The following is an 18377-nucleotide window of genomic DNA, read 5'->3' as shown; positions in this document are numbered from 1 at the left end:
TCAGTGGTTGCGCGGGGCGTACATGATCACGGCCATCCCGGCCAGGCAGATCAGTGCGCCCGTCACGTCCCAGCGGTCCGGGCGATAGCCGTCGGCGGCCATCCCCCAGGCGATCGAGCCCGCCACGAAGACCCCGCCGTACGCCGCGAGCACCCGCCCGAACTCGCCGTCCGGCTGGAGCGTCGCCACGAAGCCGTACGTGCCCAGCGCGATGACCCCCGCGCCGATCCAGGCCCAGCCCCGGTGTTCGCGCACGCCCTGCCAGACGAGCCAGGCACCGCCGATCTCGAAGAGCGCGGCGAGGGCGAACAGGGCGGTGGAGCGGAGGACCGACATGGCAGCAGGGTGCCATGCGTCGCGTACCGCCAGACGCGCCGAACCGGTCGGTAAATACGCGCAATTCGGGGTGATCGGTATCTTCAGGGCATGCTTCTGACGTGTAAGGCTCTGCTCGGGGTGTCCGCCGCGGCGGTGACGGCGATGGCGATGGCTCCGGTCGCGGGCGGGACGGCCACGGCCGTGGGTGCGCCGGGCGCCGGTTCGCCGGTGGCGCGCACCCTCGTGCCCGAGGCGGACGTGTCGCACCACGGCCACGTCTCGCTCCGGGGCGACGTGCTCGGGATCTGGCTGCGCAGCGAGAACAACGGGCCTTCGGACGTGCCCTGGGTCACCGTGCGGCTGCGGGTGTCCGTGCCGCCGGCCGACGGGCAGGAGCTGCCCGGCGCGTGCCTGCGGGCCGACCCGCGGACCGTGCTGTGCCGGACCGGCCCGCTGCGGGCCGACGGTTCCCAGCAGCGGCGACTGGCCCTCCACCTCAAACTGCGGGGCCGGCCGGACGAGGTCGTCGTGCGGATCGACACCGCGTGGAACGGCGGGGCCACGGACCGGAACGCGAAGAACAGCGAGCACGAGGTGCTGGCCCCGGCGACCGGGGACCCGTACGTGTTCTGAGGGCCGGGGGCCCGTAAGTGTTCCGAGGGCCGGGGACCTGCGTGTTCTGACGGCCGGGGATCGGTATGTGTTCCGAGGGGCCGGCCCGCTGCGGGCCGGACGCCAGGTCTCCGCTTCGTACACTCTCCGCATGCCGCCCAAGCCGTCCCCCCGCCGCAGCGTGCTGCTGGCCGAGCTGTCCACCGCGTCGCGGCGCTACATGGCCGCGTACGCGCTGTTCAACCAGGCCGTAGCCGACCGGCTGGGGCTCCACCCGACCGACCTCCAGTGCCTCAACCTGCTCGGGCTGGAGGCGGCACCCGTCACCACGGGCCGCGTCGCCGAGCTGACCGGGCTCACCACCGGCTCCGCGACCCGGCTGGTGGACCGCCTGGAGCGGGCCGGTTATGTGACGCGCGCCCGGGACACGGCGGACCGGCGGCGGGTGCTCGTGACGACCGTGCCCGAGCGGATGGCGGAGTTCGGCGCGGTCTGGGGGCGGCTCACCGGCGGCTGGGACGGCCTGTTCGACGCGTACGACGACGACGAGATCGCCCTGCTCCTCACCCACATGCGGCGGACGGCGGAGCTGAGCGCGGTGCAGATCGCCCGGCTGCGGGCGGAGGGCGACGCGCCGGACAGCCCTTAAGCGTCAGCCGGCGTTCGCGGTGCCGAAGTCGCGGACCGCCTCCGTGACGATCGCCTCCAGGCGGGCGTGGTGCGCGCCCCGCCAGTAGACCCGCTCGCACGCGGTGCACTGCGCGAAGACGTCGTACGAGCGCCGCGTGCCGTGCTCCAGGTGCGGGCCGACCGTGTCCTTGTCGGCCGTCCTCAGCCGCCCGTTGCAGGCGGTGCACCGGGTCCACGGTGCGAGAGCCGGCGCGAACCGGCCCAGTACGTCCCGCAGTTGCTCCTCCGGCCGGTCGCTGTACACGTACGCCCCCGCCCAGATCTCCCGGCGGTGCAGCAGCCCGCGGTCCCGGGAGAGCAGGACGCGCCGCTCCTTCGCCGAGAGCGCGGCCAGGGCCGGATCGCCGATGTCCTCGCTCTCGTACGCGGCATCGACGCCGAGCAGCCGCAACCGCCGGGCGAGCGTGCCGAGGTGGACGTCGAGCAGGAAGCGCAGGGGCGCGCCCGGCACGCTCTGCGGGCGTGACACCGGGCGCACCTCGACCAGTTCCCCCGCCGCCGGGATGTGCGCGGCGGTGACCGGGCTGCCGTCGACGAGGAGGCGGCCCGCCTCGGTGAGCGGGATGCCGAGGGACTCCACGACGTGGCCGAGCGTGGACACGCCGTCGGTGGTCACCGGCGTCCGCCCCTGCCGGCGTCCGTGGGCCACGAAAAGCCTGAGCTCGGGGGCGACTTCGAGGTGGATCTCCGGTCCGTTCACCTGGTCAGGATGCCATCGGGGCGGCGCGCCGCCCACGGATTCAAGCGCGGAAGGAGGCGGCGTGGTCGGCGGCCCAGGAGGCGAAGGTGCGGGCCGGGCGGCCGGTCAGCTTCTCGACCTCGCCGGTCACTTCGGCCGGGGTGCCGTCGGTGAGCGCCCAGTAGGCGAGCAGGCCGTCGGCGACCTCGGCCGGCATGAAGGGGGACACCGCCTCCTTCCAGGCTTCCGGGCTCACCTCGTTGACGGTGGCCGGGGTGCCGGAGGCGGCGGCCAGGACGGCGACCTGCTCGGCGGCGCTGAGGGATTCGGGGCCCGTGAGGTGGTACGCGGCGCCCTGGAACGCCGGGTCGGTGAGCGCGGCGAGGGCCGCCTCGGCGATGTCGGTCTCGTGCAGGGGGGCGCCCCCGCTGCGGGGGTAGGGCAGGTCGACGGGGTGCCCGGACCGGAAGGCGCCCGACCACTGGTAGGCGTTGGTGGCGAAGGGGCCGGGGCGCAGGAGCGTCGTGGTCAGGGGCGAGGCGGTCAGGGCCCGCTCGACCGTGTGGTGCGAGGCGGCGACGGGGTTGGACGCCGGGTCCGGTGCGAGGACCGAGCTGGAGGAGAGCAGCACGATGTGCCGTACTCCGGCGGCCCGTGCGGCGGTGAGGAAGGCGTCGATGTGCGCGGGCTCGGCGTACAGGAAGACGGAGCCGACGCCCTCCAGGGCGGCCGGGAAGGTGGCGGGGTCGCCGAGATCGCAGGCCACGGACGGGACGCCGTCCGGCAGGGCGAGTCCGGCGGGGTTGCGCGAGGCGGCGCGGACGGCGTGGCCGCCGCGGTGCAGGAGGGCGGTGAGCGCGGAGCCGACGCGGCCGCGGCATCCGGTGACGAGCGTGAGCATGGGGCTGGTCTCCTCGGTAGTTCTTCTGCGTCACCCATTGTCTGCGTGACGCAGATAAATATGCGGGAGGGGCCCGCTCCCGTCAAACGAATTGAGCCGCCCCGCCCCCCCGAGGAGCCTTCACCCGGGGTGCCCCTCCCCGGAGCTGACTTCACCCGGGCTGCCTTCCCCTCAGCCGGACGGGTGCAGGTCCAGGCGCCAGTCGTTCGTGAGGAGCGGGTGCCCCGGCGGGTACTCGACCTCGCACTCGCCGAGCAGCGTGAAGCCCGCCTTGCGGCACACGCCGTTCGACGGGCCGTTCTCCACGGACGGGTAGGCGTGCAGATAGCGGTGCTTGCGCTCGGCGCGCGCCGCGTCGGCCACCGCGCGCGTCGCGGCCGACGCGATGCCCCGGCCCTGGAACTCCGGGAGGACCGTCCAGCCCGTCTCGTACACCTCCTGGTCCCGCCAGGTCCGCTCCCAGAAACCGATGGTGCCCACGGAACCGGCCTCGCCGGCCAGCGCGATCCGGAACATCCTGCCCCGGCCCGTACGGTCCGCGCTCAGCGCGACATAGCGGGCGTGCCGCCCCATGAGCTGCTCCTGCGACTCGGGGCCGCCGAGGTGGTCCATCAGCTCGGGTGCGTTGGCGCGGCTGAGGAGGTCCAGGTCGTCGTCCGACCACGGCTCGATCCGTACGGAAGATGCTGCGGTGCGCTCCATACCGGCACTGTAGGGCGGGCCACCGACAGTCGGGCTCCGGCCGCCGGGCCCCGGCGGGTCAGGGGGCGGTCAGTGCCGTGGGCGGTACGCCGATCGTCGCCGTGAAGTCCCTGACCAGGTGCGCCTGATCGCTGTAGCCGAGGTCGGCGGCGAGGCCCGCCCAGTCCACGGCCGGGTCCGATCCGGCGCGCTCCAGCGCCTCGTGGATGCGGTAGCGCAGGATGACCCACTTGGGGCCCACCCCCACGTACGCGGCGAACAGCCGTTGCAGGGAGCGGGCCGACACCCCCTCGGCGCGGGCGAGCGCGTCCACCCGCAGCACCGTGCGGTCGGTGCGCACCAGGTCGACCAGGGCCATCGCCCGCTCGGCCCGGGGGTCGGGCCCGGGATCGAGCGCCAGCAGGTACGCGTCGAGCGCGGCGACCCGCTCGTCCTCGTCCGCCGGGTCCAGCACGGCCGAGGCGGGGGCGGGCGGCGCGAACACCTCGGCCACCGGGAGCCGCCGCCCGGTCCACCGCGAGACGGGCGCCCCGGGCGCGAAGGGACGGAAGCCGCCCGGCCGGAACTGCACCCCGCAGACCCGCCCGCGCGCCTCCAGCTTCTGCGTGAACAGCTCCAGGCCGATGCCCGAGACCTCCGCGTACCCCGCCTCCTCGTCGCCGCAGCCCGGGTACCGCCCGAAGACGAGGTTGACGCTGGGGTGCGGGACGAGGTGGGAGGCGTACGGCTGGGGCAGGTCCCAGTCGATCAGCCAGTAGTGCTCCAGGTAGGGCCGCAGCGCGGGGGCGGGCTCGCGCCGCCGGAACTGTACGTGCGCGAACAGCTCGGGGGCGTCGACGATGCCGCGGGTGTCGCGCCGGGGACCTCGTTGACCGGCCATGACGGCCGATTTTAGGACGCGGCGCCCACCTGGTGCGAGGAGCGCGCGGCGGCCCGGTGCGCCGGGGCGGGCTGCCCGTCGTAGAGGCCGCCGAGCGTCCCGTACGCCTCGTCCACGATCCGCTCGGCGTCCACCAGCATCGCCCGCTCCGCGAGGCGGGCGGCCTGATGCGTGTACGGCGACGGCGGCGCCGGGTGCCTGCGCCGCCACCAGGTCTCGGCCACCGCGTACACACCACTGGCGAGGACCAGCGCGGGGATGGACAGGGCCGGCAGAACGTCGCCCATGGCAGCCTCCTTCAGGGTCGGTGCCTCCTGCATCGGCAGGTCTGCCCGCCGCCCTAAAGATCACTCTCCGGCCAATGAATGGCCGGATGCGGCCGGCCTACACATGTCCTTCGCGCACATGACCGCAGGCGCGCGCCGACGCGGCGGCGAGCGCCACCGGACGTGGTCGCCCTCCGGCGCCGCACCGCCGTCACCGCGAAGGCGCGGCTCCCGGGCCCGGGGTCACGGCCACACCAGGCAGTACGCCTGGTGCCCCGCGTCGTGCAGCCGGTGCGAGAAGTCCTGCCACTCGTGGAGCAGCTGGTAGACGTTGAACGCGTCGCGCGGGCCGCCGCGGTCCGGGACCGTGGACCAGATGAAGGCGGCGGCGCCGACCGATTCCTCGCCCACGCCGCGCAGCGGGTCCACGACCGTCATCGGAAGCTTGACCACCGCGTAGTCGGGGTGCAGGACGACCAGCTCCAGCGGCGGGACCTTGTGCAGAGGTATGCCCTGTATGCCGGTGAGGACCATCGCGGCCACCGTCTCCGGCTTGATCTTGGTGAACATGCCGCCCATGCCCAGCTCGTCCCCGCCGAGCTCCTCCGGGCGCATGGAAATGGGCACACGGGCGGCGGTGGCCCCGTCGGGAGCCCCGAAATACTTGTAGGTCACCCCCACCCGGCCACCACTCCTGCTCCCGGTTCCATCGCTCGTCTGCGCCTCACCGGCCTGTATGGCCTGTTTGCGTTCGGCCTCGCGCCGGTGCCGACCACGCCGGGCAGGCTCGGGCCCCGGGCCGTCGGTCCCTTCGCCCACTCCGCCACCGCGATGCATATCTCATCCACCCGACTACTCACTGGGAGGCACAGCCCCCGCCGCGCAACCCGATCATCGTGTCAGTGACCTCCCCCACGGGCGTGCGGTGAAACACCTGTCCGCAAAGACCGTCCGTGGCTCTGACACCATGGCATGTGTGAGCTTTCCCTATGACGCCCCAGTTTCGCAGACGCTTTTCGACCGCGCGTCCCTCGTGACGCCCGGCGGCGTGAACTCTCCCGTCCGTGCGTTCCGGGCCGTGGGCGGTACGCCCCGGTTCATGGTGTCCGGTACCGGTCCGTACCTGACCGACGCGGACGGACGTGAGTACGTCGACCTCGTGTGCTCGTGGGGGCCGATGATCCTCGGCCACTCCCACCCCGAGGTCATCGCCGCAGTCCAGGAGGCCGTCGCCCGCGGCACCTCGTTCGGTACGCCCGGCGAGGGCGAGGTCGCGCTCGCCGAGGAGATCGTCGCGCGCGTCGAGCCGGTCGAGCAGGTGCGGCTGGTGTCGTCCGGGACCGAGGCGACCATGTCCGCGATCCGCCTCGCCCGCGGCTTCACCGGCCGGGCCAAGGTCGTGAAGTTCGCCGGCTGCTACCACGGCCACGTCGACGCGCTGCTCGCCGCGGCCGGTTCCGGGGTGGCGACCTTCGGGCTGCCGGACACGCCCGGGGTCACCGGTGCCCAGGCGGGCGACACGATCGTGCTGCCGTACAACGACCTGGAGGCCGTGCGCGCCGCGTTCGCCGCGCGGCCCGGCGAGATCGCGTGCGTGATCACTGAGGCGTCGCCGGGCAACATGGGCGTCGTGCCGCCGCTGGACGGTTTCAACGCGGGGCTCAAGGAGCTCTGCGCCGCCAACGGGGCCCTGTACATCTCCGACGAGGTGATGACCGGTTTCCGTACGTCGAAGGCCGGCTGGTTCGGCGTCGACGGGGTGCGGCCCGACCTCATGACGTTCGGCAAGGTCATGGGCGGCGGCTTCCCGGCCGCGGCGTTCGGCGGCCGTGCCGATGTGATGGCCCACCTGGCGCCGGCCGGGCCCGTCTACCAGGCGGGGACGCTGTCCGGCAATCCGGTCGCCACCGCCGCGGGGCTCGCGCAGCTGCGGCTGCTGGACGACGCCGCGTACGCCAGGGTCGACGCGGTCTCCGCCGAGATCCGGGGTCTGGTGAGCGCCGCCCTGGACAAGGAGGGCGTCGCGCACACCGTCCAGGCGGCGAGCAACATGTTCTCCGTCTTCTTCACCGACGAGCCCGTCCGTAATTACGAGGACGCCAAGGCGCAGGAAGCCTTCCGCTTCACGCCGTTCTTCCACTCGATGCTGGCGCAGGGTGTCTACCTCCCGCCGTCCGCCTTCGAGTCGTGGTTCGTCTCCACCGCCCACGACACGCAGGCCGTCGAGCGCATCGCCGCCGCCCTGCCCGCCGCCGCCCGCGCCGCATCGGAGGCCACCGCATGAGCGAGAACGCCGACACGAAACGCCAGGACATCACCGTCGTCCATCTGATGCGCCACGGCGAGGTGCACAACCCGGAGGGCGTGCTCTACGGGCGCCGGCCCGGCTACCACCTCTCCGAGCTGGGGCGGAAGATGGCCGACCGGGTGGCCGAGCACCTGGAGAAGCGCGACATCACCCATGTCGTCGCCTCCCCGCTGGAGCGTGCCCAGGAGACGGCGACGCCGGTCGCCAAGGCGCACGGCCTGGACCTCGCCACCGACGAGCGGCTCATCGAGGCCGCCAACGTCTTCGAGGGCAAGACCTTCGGCGTCGGTGACGGGGCGCTGCGCAAGCCGGACAACTGGAAGCACCTGACCAACCCGTTCCGGCCGTCCTGGGGCGAGCCGTACATCGAGCAGGTCGTCCGGATGATGGGCGCGCTGGACGCCGCGCGGGACGCGGCCCGGGGGCACGAGGCGGTCTGCGTCAGCCACCAGCTGCCGATCTGGATCGTGCGCAGCTTCGTGGAGCGGCGGCGGCTGTGGCACGACCCGCGCAAGCGGCAGTGCACCCTCGCCTCGCTGACCAGCTTCACGTACCGGGGCGACAAGATCGTGTCCGTGGGGTACTCGGAGCCGGCCCGGGACCTGGTCCCCGCGCATCTGCTGGCGGGCGCGAAGCCGGTGAAGGGCGCGTCGAAGGGGTTCGGGGCGTAGCGGCCCCGGCCGGCCGGAGTCCTCGGCCCGGGTCCGCGCCGATGGAGGTCGGCGCAGGGGCCCGGGTCGCCCTTTTTTGGCGTTTTGCCCTCGGTCGTCGGCTAGGACCTGTGTTCGGTCAAGGGCTGGGGCTGGTTCCGTAAAGAATTGTGTGCTAAACGGGGGAACCTCTGTGTGGCTTCACCCATCTAAGGCTTTGCCAGTTTGTATGTACTTGAGGCAAAACGACCGCAGATGGGAAGCCGCATGCGAGAGATCAGCCGAAGAGGACTGCTGGGCGCCGGGCTCGGGGCCGCTGCCGCCGCCGGGATCGCGGGCTGCAGTACCGCCGGCTCGTCCGACACCGGGAGCGGTGGACCCGACAAGGGTGCCACGGGTGAGAAGGCGGCCGGCGGGACCTCCAAGGGCTCCGGGACCAAGAAGAAGGACGTCCGCGCCATCGGGGACGGTTCCACCGCCGACACCGGGAAGCAGCCGAAGCAGCCGCAGGCCCCCGTCCCGCTGGAGCCGGGCCAGAAGCCGCCGCAGTTCGTGATCTTTTCCTGGGACGGGGCCGGCGAGGTCGGCAACGGACTGTTCCCGCGCTTTCTGGAACTCGCCCGGGAACACGACGCGTCGATGACCTTCTTCCTCTCCGGCCTCTATCTCCTCCCGGAATCGAAGAAAACCCTCTACCGCCCGCCGGGCAACCCCGTCGGCGCCTCCGACATCGGCTATCTCACCGACGGCCACCTCAAGGAGACGCTCAAGAACGTCCGCCAGGCGTGGCTCGACGGACACGAGATCGGCACCCACTTCAACGGGCATTTCTGCGCGGGTTCCGGATCGGTCGGCAACTGGACCCCGGCCCAGTGGCAGAGCGAAATCGACCAGGCGATCTCCTTCGTCACCGAATGGCGCACCAACACCGGCTGGAGCGACGAGGAATCGCTCCCCTTCGATTACCGCAAGGAACTCGTCGGAGGCCGCACCCCCTGTCTGCTCGGACAGGACAACCTGCTGCCCACCGCGAAGAAGCTGGGCTGGCGCTACGACGCCAGCTCGCCCGGCGGCACGCAGGTCTGGCCCACCAAGCGCCAGGGCGTATGGGACCTGCCCCTCCAGGGCATCCCCTTCCCCGGGCACACCTTCGAAGTCCTCTCCATGGACTACAACATCCTGGCCAACCAGTCGCAGAACTCCACCAAGGGAATGCCGTCGCGCTATCCCGGCTGGCGCGAGCAGGCCACACAGTCGTACCTCGCCGGATTCAAGCGCGCCTACGAGACGAACCGCGCGCCCTTCTACATCGGAAACCACTTCGAGGAGTGGAACGGCGGTATCTATATGGACGCCGTCGAGGACGCGCTCAAGCACATCGCCGGGAAACAGGATGTGCGCCTCGTCTCCTTCCGGCAGTTCGTGGACTGGCTCGACGTCCAGGACCCGGCGGTCCTCGCCAAGCTCCGTACCCTTCAGGTCGGAGAGGCGCCCGCGGGCGGCTGGAACACCTTCTTTAAACAGGCCTGACAACGGGCTTTACGGGCACCGAGGGGGGTGCCCAAGATCCCCGAAACCGCCATGCGAAACTTTTCACATGAGCCATGGCCGCGCACTCCGACGCCGCTTCACCCTGCTCGCCGCCCCCCTGGCGGCCGCCGCGCTCGCGGTGACGCTGACCGCGTGCGACTCGGGCAGCCAGACCAGTGGCGGCGGCGACACCAACTTCGTCACGAGCAACAGCGGGATCGCGACCGCGGCCAAGGGCGAGCGCGTCGACGCGCCGAGCCTCGACGGCGAGAGCCTGGACGGCAAGAAGCTCGACCTCGCCGACTACAAGGGCAAGATCATCGTCCTCAACGCCTGGGGCTCGTGGTGCGCCCCGTGCCGGCTGGAATCGAAGTACTTCAACAAGGTGGCCAAGGAGACCGAGGACCAGGGCGTCCAGTTCGTCGGGATCAACACCCGCGACAACTCCCGGTCCAACGCCATCAGCTTCGAGGAGGACCACGGGGTCGTCTACCCGAGCTTCTACGACCGGACCGGGAAGCTCCTGCTGCGCTTCCCCAAGGGCACCTTCAAGCTCCAGTCCATCCCCTCGACCGTCGTCATCGACCGGGACGGCAAGCTCGCCGCCCGCTACGTCGGCCCGCTGGACGACACCCAGCTGCACAAGATGATCGACCCGTTGATCGCGGAGAAGTGATCAGGTGATCACCCTCGCCGCCGCCATGCAGAACGACACGGTCCTGAGCGGGGCCCTCCTGGTCGCCCTGCCCATCGCCCTGCTCGGCGGGCTCGTCTCCTTCTTCTCGCCCTGCGTCCTGCCGCTCGTCCCCGGCTACCTCAGCTACGTCACCGGGGTCAGCGGCGCCGACCTCGCCGAGGCCCGGCGCGGCCGCATGGTCGCCGGCGCCTCGCTGTTCGTCGTCGGCTTCACCGCCGTCTTCGTCTCCGGCGGCGCCCTCTTCGGCTACTTCGGCGACACGCTCCAGGAGAACAGCGGACCCCTCACCAAGGTCCTCGGCGTGCTCATGATCCTCATGGGCGTCTTCTTCATGGGCCTCATGCCGTGGATGACCCAGCGCGAATTCCGCATCCACCGCAAGCCGGTGACCGGCCTGGTGGGCGCCCCGCTGCTCGGCGCCCTCTTCGGCATCGGCTGGACGCCGTGCCTCGGCCCCACGCTCAGCTCGGTGTCCATCCTCGCGATGGACCAGGGCACCGCCGGGCGCGGCGCCATACTGACCGTCGCCTACTGCCTGGGCCTGGGCATCCCCTTCGTGCTCGCCGCCGTCGCCTTCCGTAAGGCGCTCGGCGCGTTCAGCTGGGTCAAGCGCCACTACGCCTGGGTCATGCGCATCGGCGGCGGAATGATGATCGTGACCGGGCTGCTCCTGCTGACCGGTGTGTGGGGCAGCATGATGCAGGAACTGCAGGGCTGGTCGACCGGCTTCACGGTGGGGATCTGAGTACCAATGAGCAACACCACGTCCAACCCTTCGTCCAGCCCTTCCCAGGAGCGGGACCAGGACCGGGACCAGGAGAACGCCCGTGAGCTCGGCGCCGCCGGCTCCCAGCTCTCCACCGCCCCGCGCGAAGAGGCCATGGCCGACCTGCCCGCCATGGGCGTCATCGGCTGGGCCCGCTGGTTCTGGCGCCAGCTCACCTCGATGCGGGTCGCCCTGATCCTGCTGTTCCTGCTGTCGCTCGGCGCCATCCCCGGCTCGCTGATCCCGCAGAACAGCGTGGACGAACTCAAGGTGCAGACGTTCAAGGACGCGCACACCGTCGTCACGCCGATCTACGAGAAGCTCCAGTTCTTCGACGTCTACAGCTCGGTGTGGTTCTCCGCGATCTACATCCTGCTGTTCGTCTCGCTGATCGGCTGCATCGTGCCGCGCACCGGCACCTTCGTCGGCCAGCTGCGCAGCCGCCCGCCGGGCGCTCCCAAGCGCCTCACCCGGCTGCCCGCGTACACCACCTGGCGCACCGGGGCCGAGCCCGAGCAGGTCCGCGAGGCCGCCCTCAGGATGATGCGCAAGCGGCGCTACCGGGCCCACGTCACCGGGAACGCCGTCGCCGCCGAGAAGGGCTATCTGCGCGAGGCCGGCAACCTGATCTTCCACATCGCGCTCATCGTGATGCTGATCGCCTTCGCCTGGGGGCAGCTCTTCAAGTCCGAGGGCGCCAAGCTGGTCGTCGAGGGCGACGGGTTCTCCAACACGATCACCCAGTACGACGACTTCAAGTCCGGCTCGCTCTTCGACAACGACTCGCTGGTCCCGTTCAGCTTCACCCTGGACGACTTCATCGGCACGTACGAGCGCGAGGGGCCGCAGGTCGGCACGCCGCGTACGTACGAGGCGCACGTCACGTACTCCGACGGGGCCTACGGCAAGCCGAAGAAGAAGGTCATCAAGGTCAACGAGCCCCTCGTCGTCGACGGCACCAAGGTCTACCTCAACGCCCACGGCTACGCGCCCGTCGTCTCCGTCAAGGACGGCCGGGGCAAGGAGGTCTACAAGGCCGCCGTGCCGCTGCTGCCCATCGACAACAACGTCACCTCGACCGGCGCCATCAAGGTCATGGACGGCTACCGCGACAAGAACGGCAAGAAGGACCAGCTGGGCTTCCAGGCGTTCTTCGTGCCGACCTTCGCCGGCAACGGCCAGGGCACGATGTTCTCGCAGTTCCCCGCCGCCGACATGCCCGTCCTCGCCCTCAACGGCTACCACGGCTCGCTCGGCGTCGACTCCGGCATCGCGCAGAACGTGTATCAGCTGGACACGACGAAGATGACGGAGTTCAAGGGCTCCGACGGCAAGCAGCTCAAGGAACGCCTCCTCGTCGGCGAGACGATGAAGCTGCCCGACGGGGCCGGCTCCATCACCTTCGAGGGCATCCAGGAGTGGGCCAGCTTCCAGATCTCCGAGCAGCCCGCCAGCGGCTGGGCGCTCACCGGGGCGATCGGCGCCATCGCCGGACTCGCCGGCTCGCTGTTCATCCAGCGCCGCCGCGTCTGGGTCCGGGCCGTGCGTGGCGCCGACGGCGTCACCGTCGTGGAGATGGCGGGGCTCGGCCGCAGCGAGTCCGCGAAACTTCCCGAGGAGCTGGCCGATCTCGCGGTCACGCTCAACGCCGAGGCGCCCACCGCGCCCGACACCGAATCGGACGCCGCCGAGGCGTCCACCGCAGAGCCTGCCGAAGGGGCTGAGAAGTGAATCTCGCCGCCGCAACCAACGAGAACCTCGCGCACACCAGCAATGTGCTGATCTATTCGTCGATGGCCGTCTACACCCTGGCCTTCTTCGCGCACATCGCGGAGTGGGTGTTCGGCAGCCGCAGCAAGGTCGGCCGCACCGCCGCCGCCCTCACCACCGAGGAAGCCGCCGCCGGCACGGTGAAGGTCCAGGTCGCCCGGAAGGGCGGGGGCTCCGCCGTACTGGAACGGCCGAAGGTCGTGACCCGGTCCGCGGCCGGTTCCCGTGACGTCCCGGACGGCCCCGGCGCCGACGGAGGCACGTTCAAGGGCGACCTCTACGGGCGGATCGCGGTCTCCCTGACCGTGCTCGCCTTCCTCGTGGAGGCCGGCGGTGTCGTCACCCGCGCCCTGTCCGTACAGCGCGCCCCCTGGGGCAACATGTACGAGTTCTCCATCACCTTCTCCACGGTGGCGGTCGGCGTCTACGTCGCCCTGCTCGCGCTGAAGAAGAACGTCCGCTGGATGGGGCTGCTGCTGGTCACCGCCGTCCTGCTGGACCTCGGTCTGGCGACCACGGTGCTCTACACCTCCAGCGACCAGCTGGTGCCCGCGCTGCACTCGTACTGGCTGTGGATCCACGTCTCCACCGCCATCATCTGCGGCGCCGTGTTCTTCATCGGCGCCATCGGCACCCTCATCTACCTCTTCCGCGACAGCTACGAGAACAAGATCGCCAGTGGCGGGGAGCCGGGCGCCTTCGCCCACTCCGTGCTCTCCCGGATGCCTTCCGCGTCGAGCCTGGACAAGTTCTCGTACCGGATCAACGCCGCCGTCTTCCCGCTGTGGACGTTCACGATCATCGCGGGCGCGATCTGGGCGGGCGACGCCTGGGGCCGCTACTGGGGCTGGGACCCCAAGGAGGTCTGGTCCTTCATCACCTGGGTCGCCTACGCCGCCTACCTGCACGCCCGCGCCACCGCCGGCTGGAAGGGCCGCAAGGCCGCCTACCTGGCGCTGATCGCCTTCGGCTGCTGGATCTTCAACTACTACGGCGTCAACATCTTCGTCACCGGCAAGCACTCCTACGCCGGAGTCTGACGCTCCCCCCGCACGACGGCTGCCCGCCACCCGGTCCTCCGGGTGGCGGGCAGCCGTCGTGCGGGGCCGTGGTTACGAGGCCTCGGGGCCGTTCTCGCGGCGCTTCAGCTCCTCCTCGCGGCGGCGCAGGTCCGCCTCCCAGTCCTTGAGGTCCGCCTCGTCCTTCCGGGGCCCGTCCTCCAGGGGCTCGTCCTTCAGCGACTTCAGGAAGTCCGGGTTGTCGTCCGGCGCCACCCACTGCTGCCGGCGGCCCCGGTGCCAGTCGGACGGCGCACGGCCCCCGGCGGGCGCCTCGCGCACCTTGCCCGCGGCCAGCCACACGATCGGGCCGACGATCCAGAACAGCAGGATGATGAAGACCCAGGCGATCTTCGGCAGGTGCTTGGCCTCGTCCTCCGGGGTGTTCAGGCAGTCGATGAACGCGAAAATCGTGAGCGCCAGCGGCAGAAGGTAGATCAGAGCCCGGAGCATGGTGGAAAAGTCCCCCCGAGGAGAGTTGGCGGGGCAATGTCCCGCCCCGGTGACGGGCCCAGAGTAGCGGGTGGCCCCGCACTCGGACCGTGTGACGAATCAACGTCGTGACAATGACCATACGGTCTGAATTACAGGATATCCGGACGCACATGGTTCATTGGGCGCAGACGGCTCGCTCTCCGCGGACCGCTCCACCTCGCCGTCCCCGTGAGGTGTCCGAGTCCGTCAGGGCATGCGAAGGGTTTGCGTCGTGGCTGCCACGGTGACCGATTTCCACTACGGCGCGGTGACTCCCCTCGCCGCCTATCTGATGGCCGTCCTGGGCTCCGCCCTCGGCCTGCGCTGCACGGTCCGCTCCGTACGCAAGGGGCCGCGCGGCAAGAAGAACGGCTGGCTCTCCCTGGCCGCGGTATCCCTGGGCTGCGGCATCTGGACCATGCACTTCATCGCGATGATGGGCTTCCGTGCCGACGGCACGGACATCTCGTACGACACCCGGCTGACGCTGCTGAGCCTCGTCGTCGCCATCGCCGTCACCGCGATCGGTGTGTTCCTCGTCGGGCACCTGGGCGCGGGCCCGAAGATCCTGGCCTCGGCCGGAGTGCTCATGGGCCTCGGCGTCGCCGCCATGCACTACATCGGCATGTCCGCCCTACAGGTGCACGGCCGCATGCGCTACGACACGGTGACGGTGTCCCTGTCCGTGCTGATCGCCGTGGCCGCCGCCACCGCGGCCCTGTGGGCGGCGGTCACCGTGCGGGGCCTGTGGTCGAGCATCGGCGCCAGCCTCGTGATGGGCATCGCCGTCACCGGCATGCACTACACGGGTATGGCCGCCGTGAGCGTGGACGTCGACCACACGGCGGGCACGCACGCCCAGTCCTCGATCGACCAGCTCTCCTTCCTGCTCACCATGGTCGCCGGGCCGGTCATCATGCTCGTCGTCGCGGCGACCGTCGTCATGTTCGACCCCGATCTCGTGCTCGGCGACGAGCCGTCGCCCGCGCCCCGCTGACGCCGTACCGGCTCCTTCGGCCGTCAACGCGGGGAGCCCCGGCGGCCGCCGTCCGGGGGGATGTCAAACTGGACAGCATGGCTTACGACGATCTTCGATCCCTCCTCCGGGCGCTGGAGCGCGAGGGCGAGCTCAAGCGCATCAAGGCCGAGGTCGACCCCTACCTGGAGGTCGGTGAGATCGTCGACCGGGTGAACAAGGCCGGCGGGCCCGCGCTGCTCTTCGAGAACGTCAAGGGCTCGTCGATGCCCCTGGCCATGAACGTCTTCGGCACCGACAAGCGGCTGCTCAAGGCGCTCGGGCTGAAGTCCTACGGCGAGATCAGCGACAAGATCGGCGGACTGCTCAAGCCCGAGCTGCCGCACGGCTTCGTCGGGGTGCGGGAAGCCTTCGGCAAGCTCGGCACGATGGTCCACGTACCGCCGAAGAAGGTGAAGAGCGAGAACGCGCCCGTCCAGGAGGTTGTCCTGACCGGCGACGACGTCGACCTGGACCTGCTGCCCGCGCTGTTCACCTGGCCCAAGGACGGCGGTTCCTTCTTCAACCTGGGCCTCACCCACACCAAGCACCCGGAGACCGGCGTCCGCAACCTCGGGCTCTACCGGCTCCAGCGGCACGACCGGCGCACCATCGGGATGCACTGGCAGATCCACAAGGACAGCCGCAACCACTACCAGGTCGCCGCCCGGCGCGGGGAGCGGCTGCCGGTCGCCATCGCGTTCGGCGCGCCGCCGGCCGTCACGTACGCCTCCACCGCGCCGCTGCCCGGGGACATCGACGAGTATCTGTTCGCCGGGTTCATCCAGGGCAAGCGCATCGAAATGGTCGACTGCAAGACCGTGCCGCTCCAGGTCCCGGCCAACGCCGAGGTCGTCATCGAAGGGTGGCTGGAGCCCGGCAAGACGCTCCCCGAGGGGCCGTTCGGCGACCACACCGGCTTCTACACCCCGCAGGAACCGTTCCCCGCACTGACGATCGACTGCGTGACCATGCGCAAGCGGCCACTGCTCCAGTCGATCGTGGTGGGCAGGCCGCCGACCGAGGACGGGCCGCTGGGCCGGGCCACCGAGCGGTTCTTCCTGCCGCTGCTGAAGATCATCGTGCCGGACATCGTGGACTACCACCTGCCGGAGTCCGGCGGCTTCCACAACTGCGCGATCGTCTCGATCGACAAGAAGTACCCGAAGCACGCGCAGAAGGTGATGAGCGCCATCTGGGGCGCGCACATGATGTCGCTGACCAAGCTGATCGTCGTCGTGGACTCCGACTGCGACGTCCACGATCTGCACGAGGTGTCCTGGCGGGCGCTCGGCAACACGGACTACGCCCGTGACCTGACGGTCTCCGAGGGCCCGGTCGACCACCTCGACCACGCCTCCTACCAGCAGTTCTGGGGCGGCAAGGCGGGGATCGACGCGACGAAGAAGTGGCCCGAGGAGGGCTACACCCGGGACGGGGGCTGGCCGGACATGGTCGAGTCCGACCCGGAGACGGCCGAGCGGGTCACGCGACGCTGGAAGGAGTACGGGCTGTGAGCGCCGCCGAAGCGACCCTGGGCTCCGGGCCCGCGCAGCCGAGCAGCAGGGTCAAGGCGTTCCTGCGGCTCGTGATGATCGAGCACTCGGTCTTCGCGCTGCCCTTCGCCTACATCGCCGCCCTGACCGCGATGTTCCAGGTGGACGGGAGCATCCACTGGGGCACGCTGCTGCTCGTCACGCTCGCCATGGTCGGGCTGCGGACCTTCGCGATGGCCGCGAACCGGATCATCGACCGCGAGATCGACGCCCGTAACCCGCGGACCGCCACCCGTGAGCTGGTGACCGGTGCGGTGTCGGTGAAGTCGGCGTGGACGGGGGCGCTCGTCGCCGTCGTCGTGTTCCTCGGGGCCGCGGCCCTGCTGAACCCGCTGTGCCTGGCGCTGGCCCCGGTCGCCGTGATCCCGATGGTCGTCTACCCGTACGGCAAGCGGTTCACGAACTTCCCGCACGCGATCCTGGGGCTCGCCCAGGCCATCGGGCCCATCGGCGCCTGGCTGGCGGTGACGGGCAGCTGGTCGTGGGACGCGGTCGTCCTGGGCCTGGCCGTCGGCATCTGGATCGGCGGCTTCGACCTGATCTTCGCCTGCCAGGACGTGCGCGCCGACCGGGCGCACGGGGTGCTCTCCTTCCCGGCGCGCTTCGGCATTCCGGCCGCGCTGTGGGGGGCTCGGGTCTGCCACGTCGTGACGACGGGGCTGCTGGTCTGGTTCGGCCTGGCGACGGACGCGGGGGTCCTCTACTGGGCGGGCATGGTGATCGTCGCCGTGGCCTTCGTGTACGAGCACCGGGTGGTGCGGCCGCACGACCTGTCGCGGCTGAACCGGGCGTTCTTCTCGGTGAACGGCTTCATCGGCATAGCGCTGTTCGTGTGCGCGCTGCTGGACCTGGTGGTGCGCGGGCTCACGGTGTGAGCGCGCGGGGGGCGGTGGAGCGGCGCAGCGCGAAGGCCGCCACCACCCCGCCCACCAGCCCGAAGAGGTGGCCCTGCCAGCTGACGCCGGGGTCGGTGGGCAGGACGCCCTGGAGGAGCGAGCCGTACACCACGGCGACGATCAGTCCCACGACCACGTCGAGCGGGCGGCGGTCCACGAAGCCGCGGACCAGCAGGTAGCCGAAGAGGCCGAAGACCACGCCCGACGCGCCGAGGGTGACGGTGTGGGCGGGGGCGGTGAGCCAGACGCCGAGGCCGCCGATCAGGATCACGGTGAGCACCACGCCGGCGAAGCGGCGCAGACCGCCGAGCGCGGCTATGAAGCCCAGGACCAGCAGCGGGACGCTGTTCGACGCGACGTGGGCCCAGCCGTCGTGCAGGAAGGCGGCGGGCACGATGTCGAGCAGTTCGCCGGGCTCGCGGGGGCTGATGCCGTGGTCGTCGAGGCCGTGTCCGGTCGCGAGGTCGATGGCCTCCAGGACCCAGAGCAGCCCGACCCAGCCCAGCACGACCGCGCCGGCCGTCAGGGCCCGGTAGCCGGTCCTCACGCGGACGTCCGCACATCGGTCATGGCAGGACCCACCCCCCTTCACTCCTCGGAACGTACCGG

At 70.8% G+C, this 18377-nt stretch carries 21 protein-coding genes; 12 read left to right on the top strand and 9 right to left on the bottom strand.

The window, feature by feature from the left end:
* Window positions 1–336 (bottom strand): YnfA family protein, encoded by a 336-nt coding sequence (locus tag B082_RS0112900; RefSeq protein ID WP_018552216.1) that lies wholly within the window; start codon window positions 334–336, stop codon window positions 1–3.
* A 90-nt stretch (window positions 337–426) separates the two neighbouring features.
* Between B082_RS0112900 and B082_RS0112895 the strand changes: the two genes are divergently transcribed.
* Complete coding sequence (locus B082_RS0112895; protein ID WP_018552215.1) at window positions 427–951, top strand: hypothetical protein; 525 nt, start codon at window positions 427–429, stop codon at window positions 949–951.
* Window positions 952–1081: 130 nt separating this feature from the next.
* The gene (locus B082_RS0112890; RefSeq protein ID WP_026249732.1) at window positions 1082–1579 is read left to right on the top strand and encodes a MarR family winged helix-turn-helix transcriptional regulator; all 498 of its coding nucleotides are present in this window, start codon (window positions 1082–1084) and stop codon (window positions 1577–1579) included.
* Between the two features lie 3 nt (window positions 1580–1582).
* Here B082_RS0112890 and B082_RS0112885 read toward each other — a convergent pair whose 3' ends face one another.
* The 6 genes from B082_RS0112885 to B082_RS0112860 form a co-directional block, all read right to left on the bottom strand.
* Window positions 1583–2320, bottom strand: coding sequence for a Mut7-C RNAse domain-containing protein (locus B082_RS0112885; protein WP_018552213.1), 738 nt, complete (start codon window positions 2318–2320; stop codon window positions 1583–1585).
* A 40-nt stretch (window positions 2321–2360) separates the two neighbouring features.
* On the bottom strand, window positions 2361–3200 hold the full coding sequence (locus B082_RS0112880) for an NAD(P)H-binding protein (protein ID WP_018552212.1): 840 nt from the start codon (window positions 3198–3200) through the stop codon (window positions 2361–2363).
* A 171-nt stretch (window positions 3201–3371) separates the two neighbouring features.
* Complete coding sequence (locus B082_RS0112875) at window positions 3372–3902, bottom strand: GNAT family N-acetyltransferase (protein ID WP_018552211.1); 531 nt, start codon at window positions 3900–3902, stop codon at window positions 3372–3374.
* Between the two features lie 58 nt (window positions 3903–3960).
* Entirely contained in the window at window positions 3961–4782 is an 822-nt protein-coding gene (locus B082_RS0112870) for a helix-turn-helix domain-containing protein (RefSeq protein WP_018552210.1), read from the bottom strand.
* Window positions 4783–4793: 11 nt separating this feature from the next.
* Complete coding sequence (locus B082_RS0112865) at window positions 4794–5069, bottom strand: hypothetical protein (RefSeq protein WP_018552209.1); 276 nt, start codon at window positions 5067–5069, stop codon at window positions 4794–4796.
* Window positions 5070–5291: 222 nt separating this feature from the next.
* Complete coding sequence (locus tag B082_RS0112860; RefSeq protein ID WP_078622560.1) at window positions 5292–5885, bottom strand: hypothetical protein; 594 nt, start codon at window positions 5883–5885, stop codon at window positions 5292–5294.
* A gap of 130 nt (window positions 5886–6015) precedes the next feature.
* Between B082_RS0112860 and hemL the strand changes: the two genes are divergently transcribed.
* The 7 genes from hemL (at window position 6016) to ccsB (ending at window position 13809) form a co-directional block, all read left to right on the top strand.
* Complete coding sequence (gene hemL, locus B082_RS0112855; protein WP_078622559.1) at window positions 6016–7332, top strand: glutamate-1-semialdehyde 2,1-aminomutase; 1317 nt, start codon at window positions 6016–6018, stop codon at window positions 7330–7332.
* Window positions 7329–8027 carry a histidine phosphatase family protein gene (locus tag B082_RS0112850; RefSeq protein ID WP_018552207.1) on the top strand — a complete coding sequence of 233 codons (699 nt, stop codon included), beginning with the start codon at window positions 7329–7331 and terminating at the stop codon, window positions 8025–8027. The genes hemL and B082_RS0112850 overlap by 4 nt, the downstream gene beginning before the upstream one ends.
* 246 nt (window positions 8028–8273) lie before the next feature.
* Window positions 8274–9536 carry a hypothetical protein gene (locus tag B082_RS0112845; protein ID WP_018552206.1) on the top strand — a complete coding sequence of 421 codons (1263 nt, stop codon included), beginning with the start codon at window positions 8274–8276 and terminating at the stop codon, window positions 9534–9536.
* Window positions 9537–9603: 67 nt separating this feature from the next.
* Window positions 9604–10212 carry a TlpA family protein disulfide reductase gene (locus B082_RS0112840; RefSeq protein WP_018552205.1) on the top strand — a complete coding sequence of 203 codons (609 nt, stop codon included), beginning with the start codon at window positions 9604–9606 and terminating at the stop codon, window positions 10210–10212.
* Between the two features lie 4 nt (window positions 10213–10216).
* Entirely contained in the window at window positions 10217–10978 is a 762-nt protein-coding gene (locus B082_RS0112835) for a cytochrome c biogenesis CcdA family protein (RefSeq protein WP_018552204.1), read from the top strand.
* Between the two features lie 6 nt (window positions 10979–10984).
* A complete protein-coding gene (gene resB / locus B082_RS0112830) occupies window positions 10985–12730 on the top strand; it encodes a cytochrome c biogenesis protein ResB (protein WP_018552203.1) in 1746 nt (581 codons plus the stop codon).
* Entirely contained in the window at window positions 12727–13809 is a 1083-nt protein-coding gene (gene ccsB, locus B082_RS0112825) for a c-type cytochrome biogenesis protein CcsB (protein ID WP_018552202.1), read from the top strand. The genes resB and ccsB overlap by 4 nt, the downstream gene beginning before the upstream one ends.
* 72 nt (window positions 13810–13881) lie before the next feature.
* Here the strand turns inward: ccsB and B082_RS0112820 are convergent, their stop codons facing one another.
* Window positions 13882–14280: a PLD nuclease N-terminal domain-containing protein gene (locus B082_RS0112820; protein WP_018552201.1), complete on the bottom strand. Its 399-nt coding sequence runs from the start codon at window positions 14278–14280 to the stop codon at window positions 13882–13884.
* 253 nt (window positions 14281–14533) lie between these two features.
* Here B082_RS0112820 and B082_RS0112815 point away from each other — a divergent pair, with 253 nt between their 5' ends.
* The 3 genes from B082_RS0112815 to mqnP all read left to right on the top strand — a co-directional run bounded on the left by B082_RS0112815 (window position 14534) and on the right by mqnP (window position 17747).
* On the top strand, window positions 14534–15298 hold the full coding sequence (locus tag B082_RS0112815; protein ID WP_018552200.1) for an MHYT domain-containing protein: 765 nt from the start codon (window positions 14534–14536) through the stop codon (window positions 15296–15298).
* Between the two features lie 77 nt (window positions 15299–15375).
* Window positions 15376–16833, top strand: a complete 1458-nt coding sequence (locus B082_RS0112810; RefSeq protein ID WP_018552199.1) for a menaquinone biosynthesis decarboxylase — start codon at window positions 15376–15378, stop codon at window positions 16831–16833.
* Window positions 16830–17747 carry a menaquinone biosynthesis prenyltransferase MqnP gene (mqnP, locus tag B082_RS0112805; protein ID WP_018552198.1) on the top strand — a complete coding sequence of 306 codons (918 nt, stop codon included), beginning with the start codon at window positions 16830–16832 and terminating at the stop codon, window positions 17745–17747. The genes B082_RS0112810 and mqnP overlap by 4 nt, the downstream gene beginning before the upstream one ends.
* On the opposite strand, the gene B082_RS0112800 is transcribed toward mqnP, so the two are convergent.
* Window positions 17737–18315, bottom strand: coding sequence for a rhomboid family intramembrane serine protease (locus B082_RS0112800; protein ID WP_018552197.1), 579 nt, complete (start codon window positions 18313–18315; stop codon window positions 17737–17739). The genes mqnP and B082_RS0112800 overlap by 11 nt on opposite strands.
* Window positions 18316–18377: the final 62 nt, after the last annotated feature.

This window comes from Streptomyces sp. ATexAB-D23, from assembly GCF_000373645.1.
In the GTDB taxonomy this organism is placed as follows: domain Bacteria; phylum Actinomycetota; class Actinomycetes; order Streptomycetales; family Streptomycetaceae; genus Streptomyces; species Streptomyces castrisilvae.
The sequence above is the reverse complement of the archived record's forward strand: the minus strand, read 5'-3'. Positions and strand labels throughout refer to the sequence as shown.

What these genes read in the sequence shown, in the direction of transcription:
- B082_RS0112870 (WP_018552210.1), bottom strand. Translation starts at nt 4,782, where the DNA reads ATGGCCGGTCAACGAGGTCCCCGGCGCGACACCCGCGGCATCGTCGAC.
- hemL (WP_078622559.1), top strand. Translation starts at nt 6,016, where the DNA reads ATGGCATGTGTGAGCTTTCCCTATGACGCCCCAGTTTCGCAGACGCTT.
- B082_RS0112875 (WP_018552211.1), bottom strand. Translation starts at nt 3,902, where the DNA reads ATGGAGCGCACCGCAGCATCTTCCGTACGGATCGAGCCGTGGTCGGAC.
- B082_RS0112850 (WP_018552207.1), top strand. Translation starts at nt 7,329, where the DNA reads ATGAGCGAGAACGCCGACACGAAACGCCAGGACATCACCGTCGTCCAT.
- B082_RS0112845 (WP_018552206.1), top strand. Translation starts at nt 8,274, where the DNA reads ATGCGAGAGATCAGCCGAAGAGGACTGCTGGGCGCCGGGCTCGGGGCC.
- B082_RS0112810 (WP_018552199.1), top strand. Translation starts at nt 15,376, where the DNA reads ATGGCTTACGACGATCTTCGATCCCTCCTCCGGGCGCTGGAGCGCGAG.
- B082_RS0112895 (WP_018552215.1), top strand. Translation starts at nt 427, where the DNA reads ATGCTTCTGACGTGTAAGGCTCTGCTCGGGGTGTCCGCCGCGGCGGTG.
- B082_RS0112860 (WP_078622560.1), bottom strand. Translation starts at nt 5,885, where the DNA reads ATGCATCGCGGTGGCGGAGTGGGCGAAGGGACCGACGGCCCGGGGCCC.
- B082_RS0112820 (WP_018552201.1), bottom strand. Translation starts at nt 14,280, where the DNA reads ATGCTCCGGGCTCTGATCTACCTTCTGCCGCTGGCGCTCACGATTTTC.
- B082_RS0112865 (WP_018552209.1), bottom strand. Translation starts at nt 5,069, where the DNA reads ATGGGCGACGTTCTGCCGGCCCTGTCCATCCCCGCGCTGGTCCTCGCC.
- B082_RS0112890 (WP_026249732.1), top strand. Translation starts at nt 1,082, where the DNA reads ATGCCGCCCAAGCCGTCCCCCCGCCGCAGCGTGCTGCTGGCCGAGCTG.
- B082_RS0112840 (WP_018552205.1), top strand. Translation starts at nt 9,604, where the DNA reads ATGAGCCATGGCCGCGCACTCCGACGCCGCTTCACCCTGCTCGCCGCC.
- B082_RS0112880 (WP_018552212.1), bottom strand. Translation starts at nt 3,200, where the DNA reads ATGCTCACGCTCGTCACCGGATGCCGCGGCCGCGTCGGCTCCGCGCTC.
- B082_RS0112900 (WP_018552216.1), bottom strand. Translation starts at nt 336, where the DNA reads ATGTCGGTCCTCCGCTCCACCGCCCTGTTCGCCCTCGCCGCGCTCTTC.
- resB (WP_018552203.1), top strand. Translation starts at nt 10,985, where the DNA reads ATGAGCAACACCACGTCCAACCCTTCGTCCAGCCCTTCCCAGGAGCGG.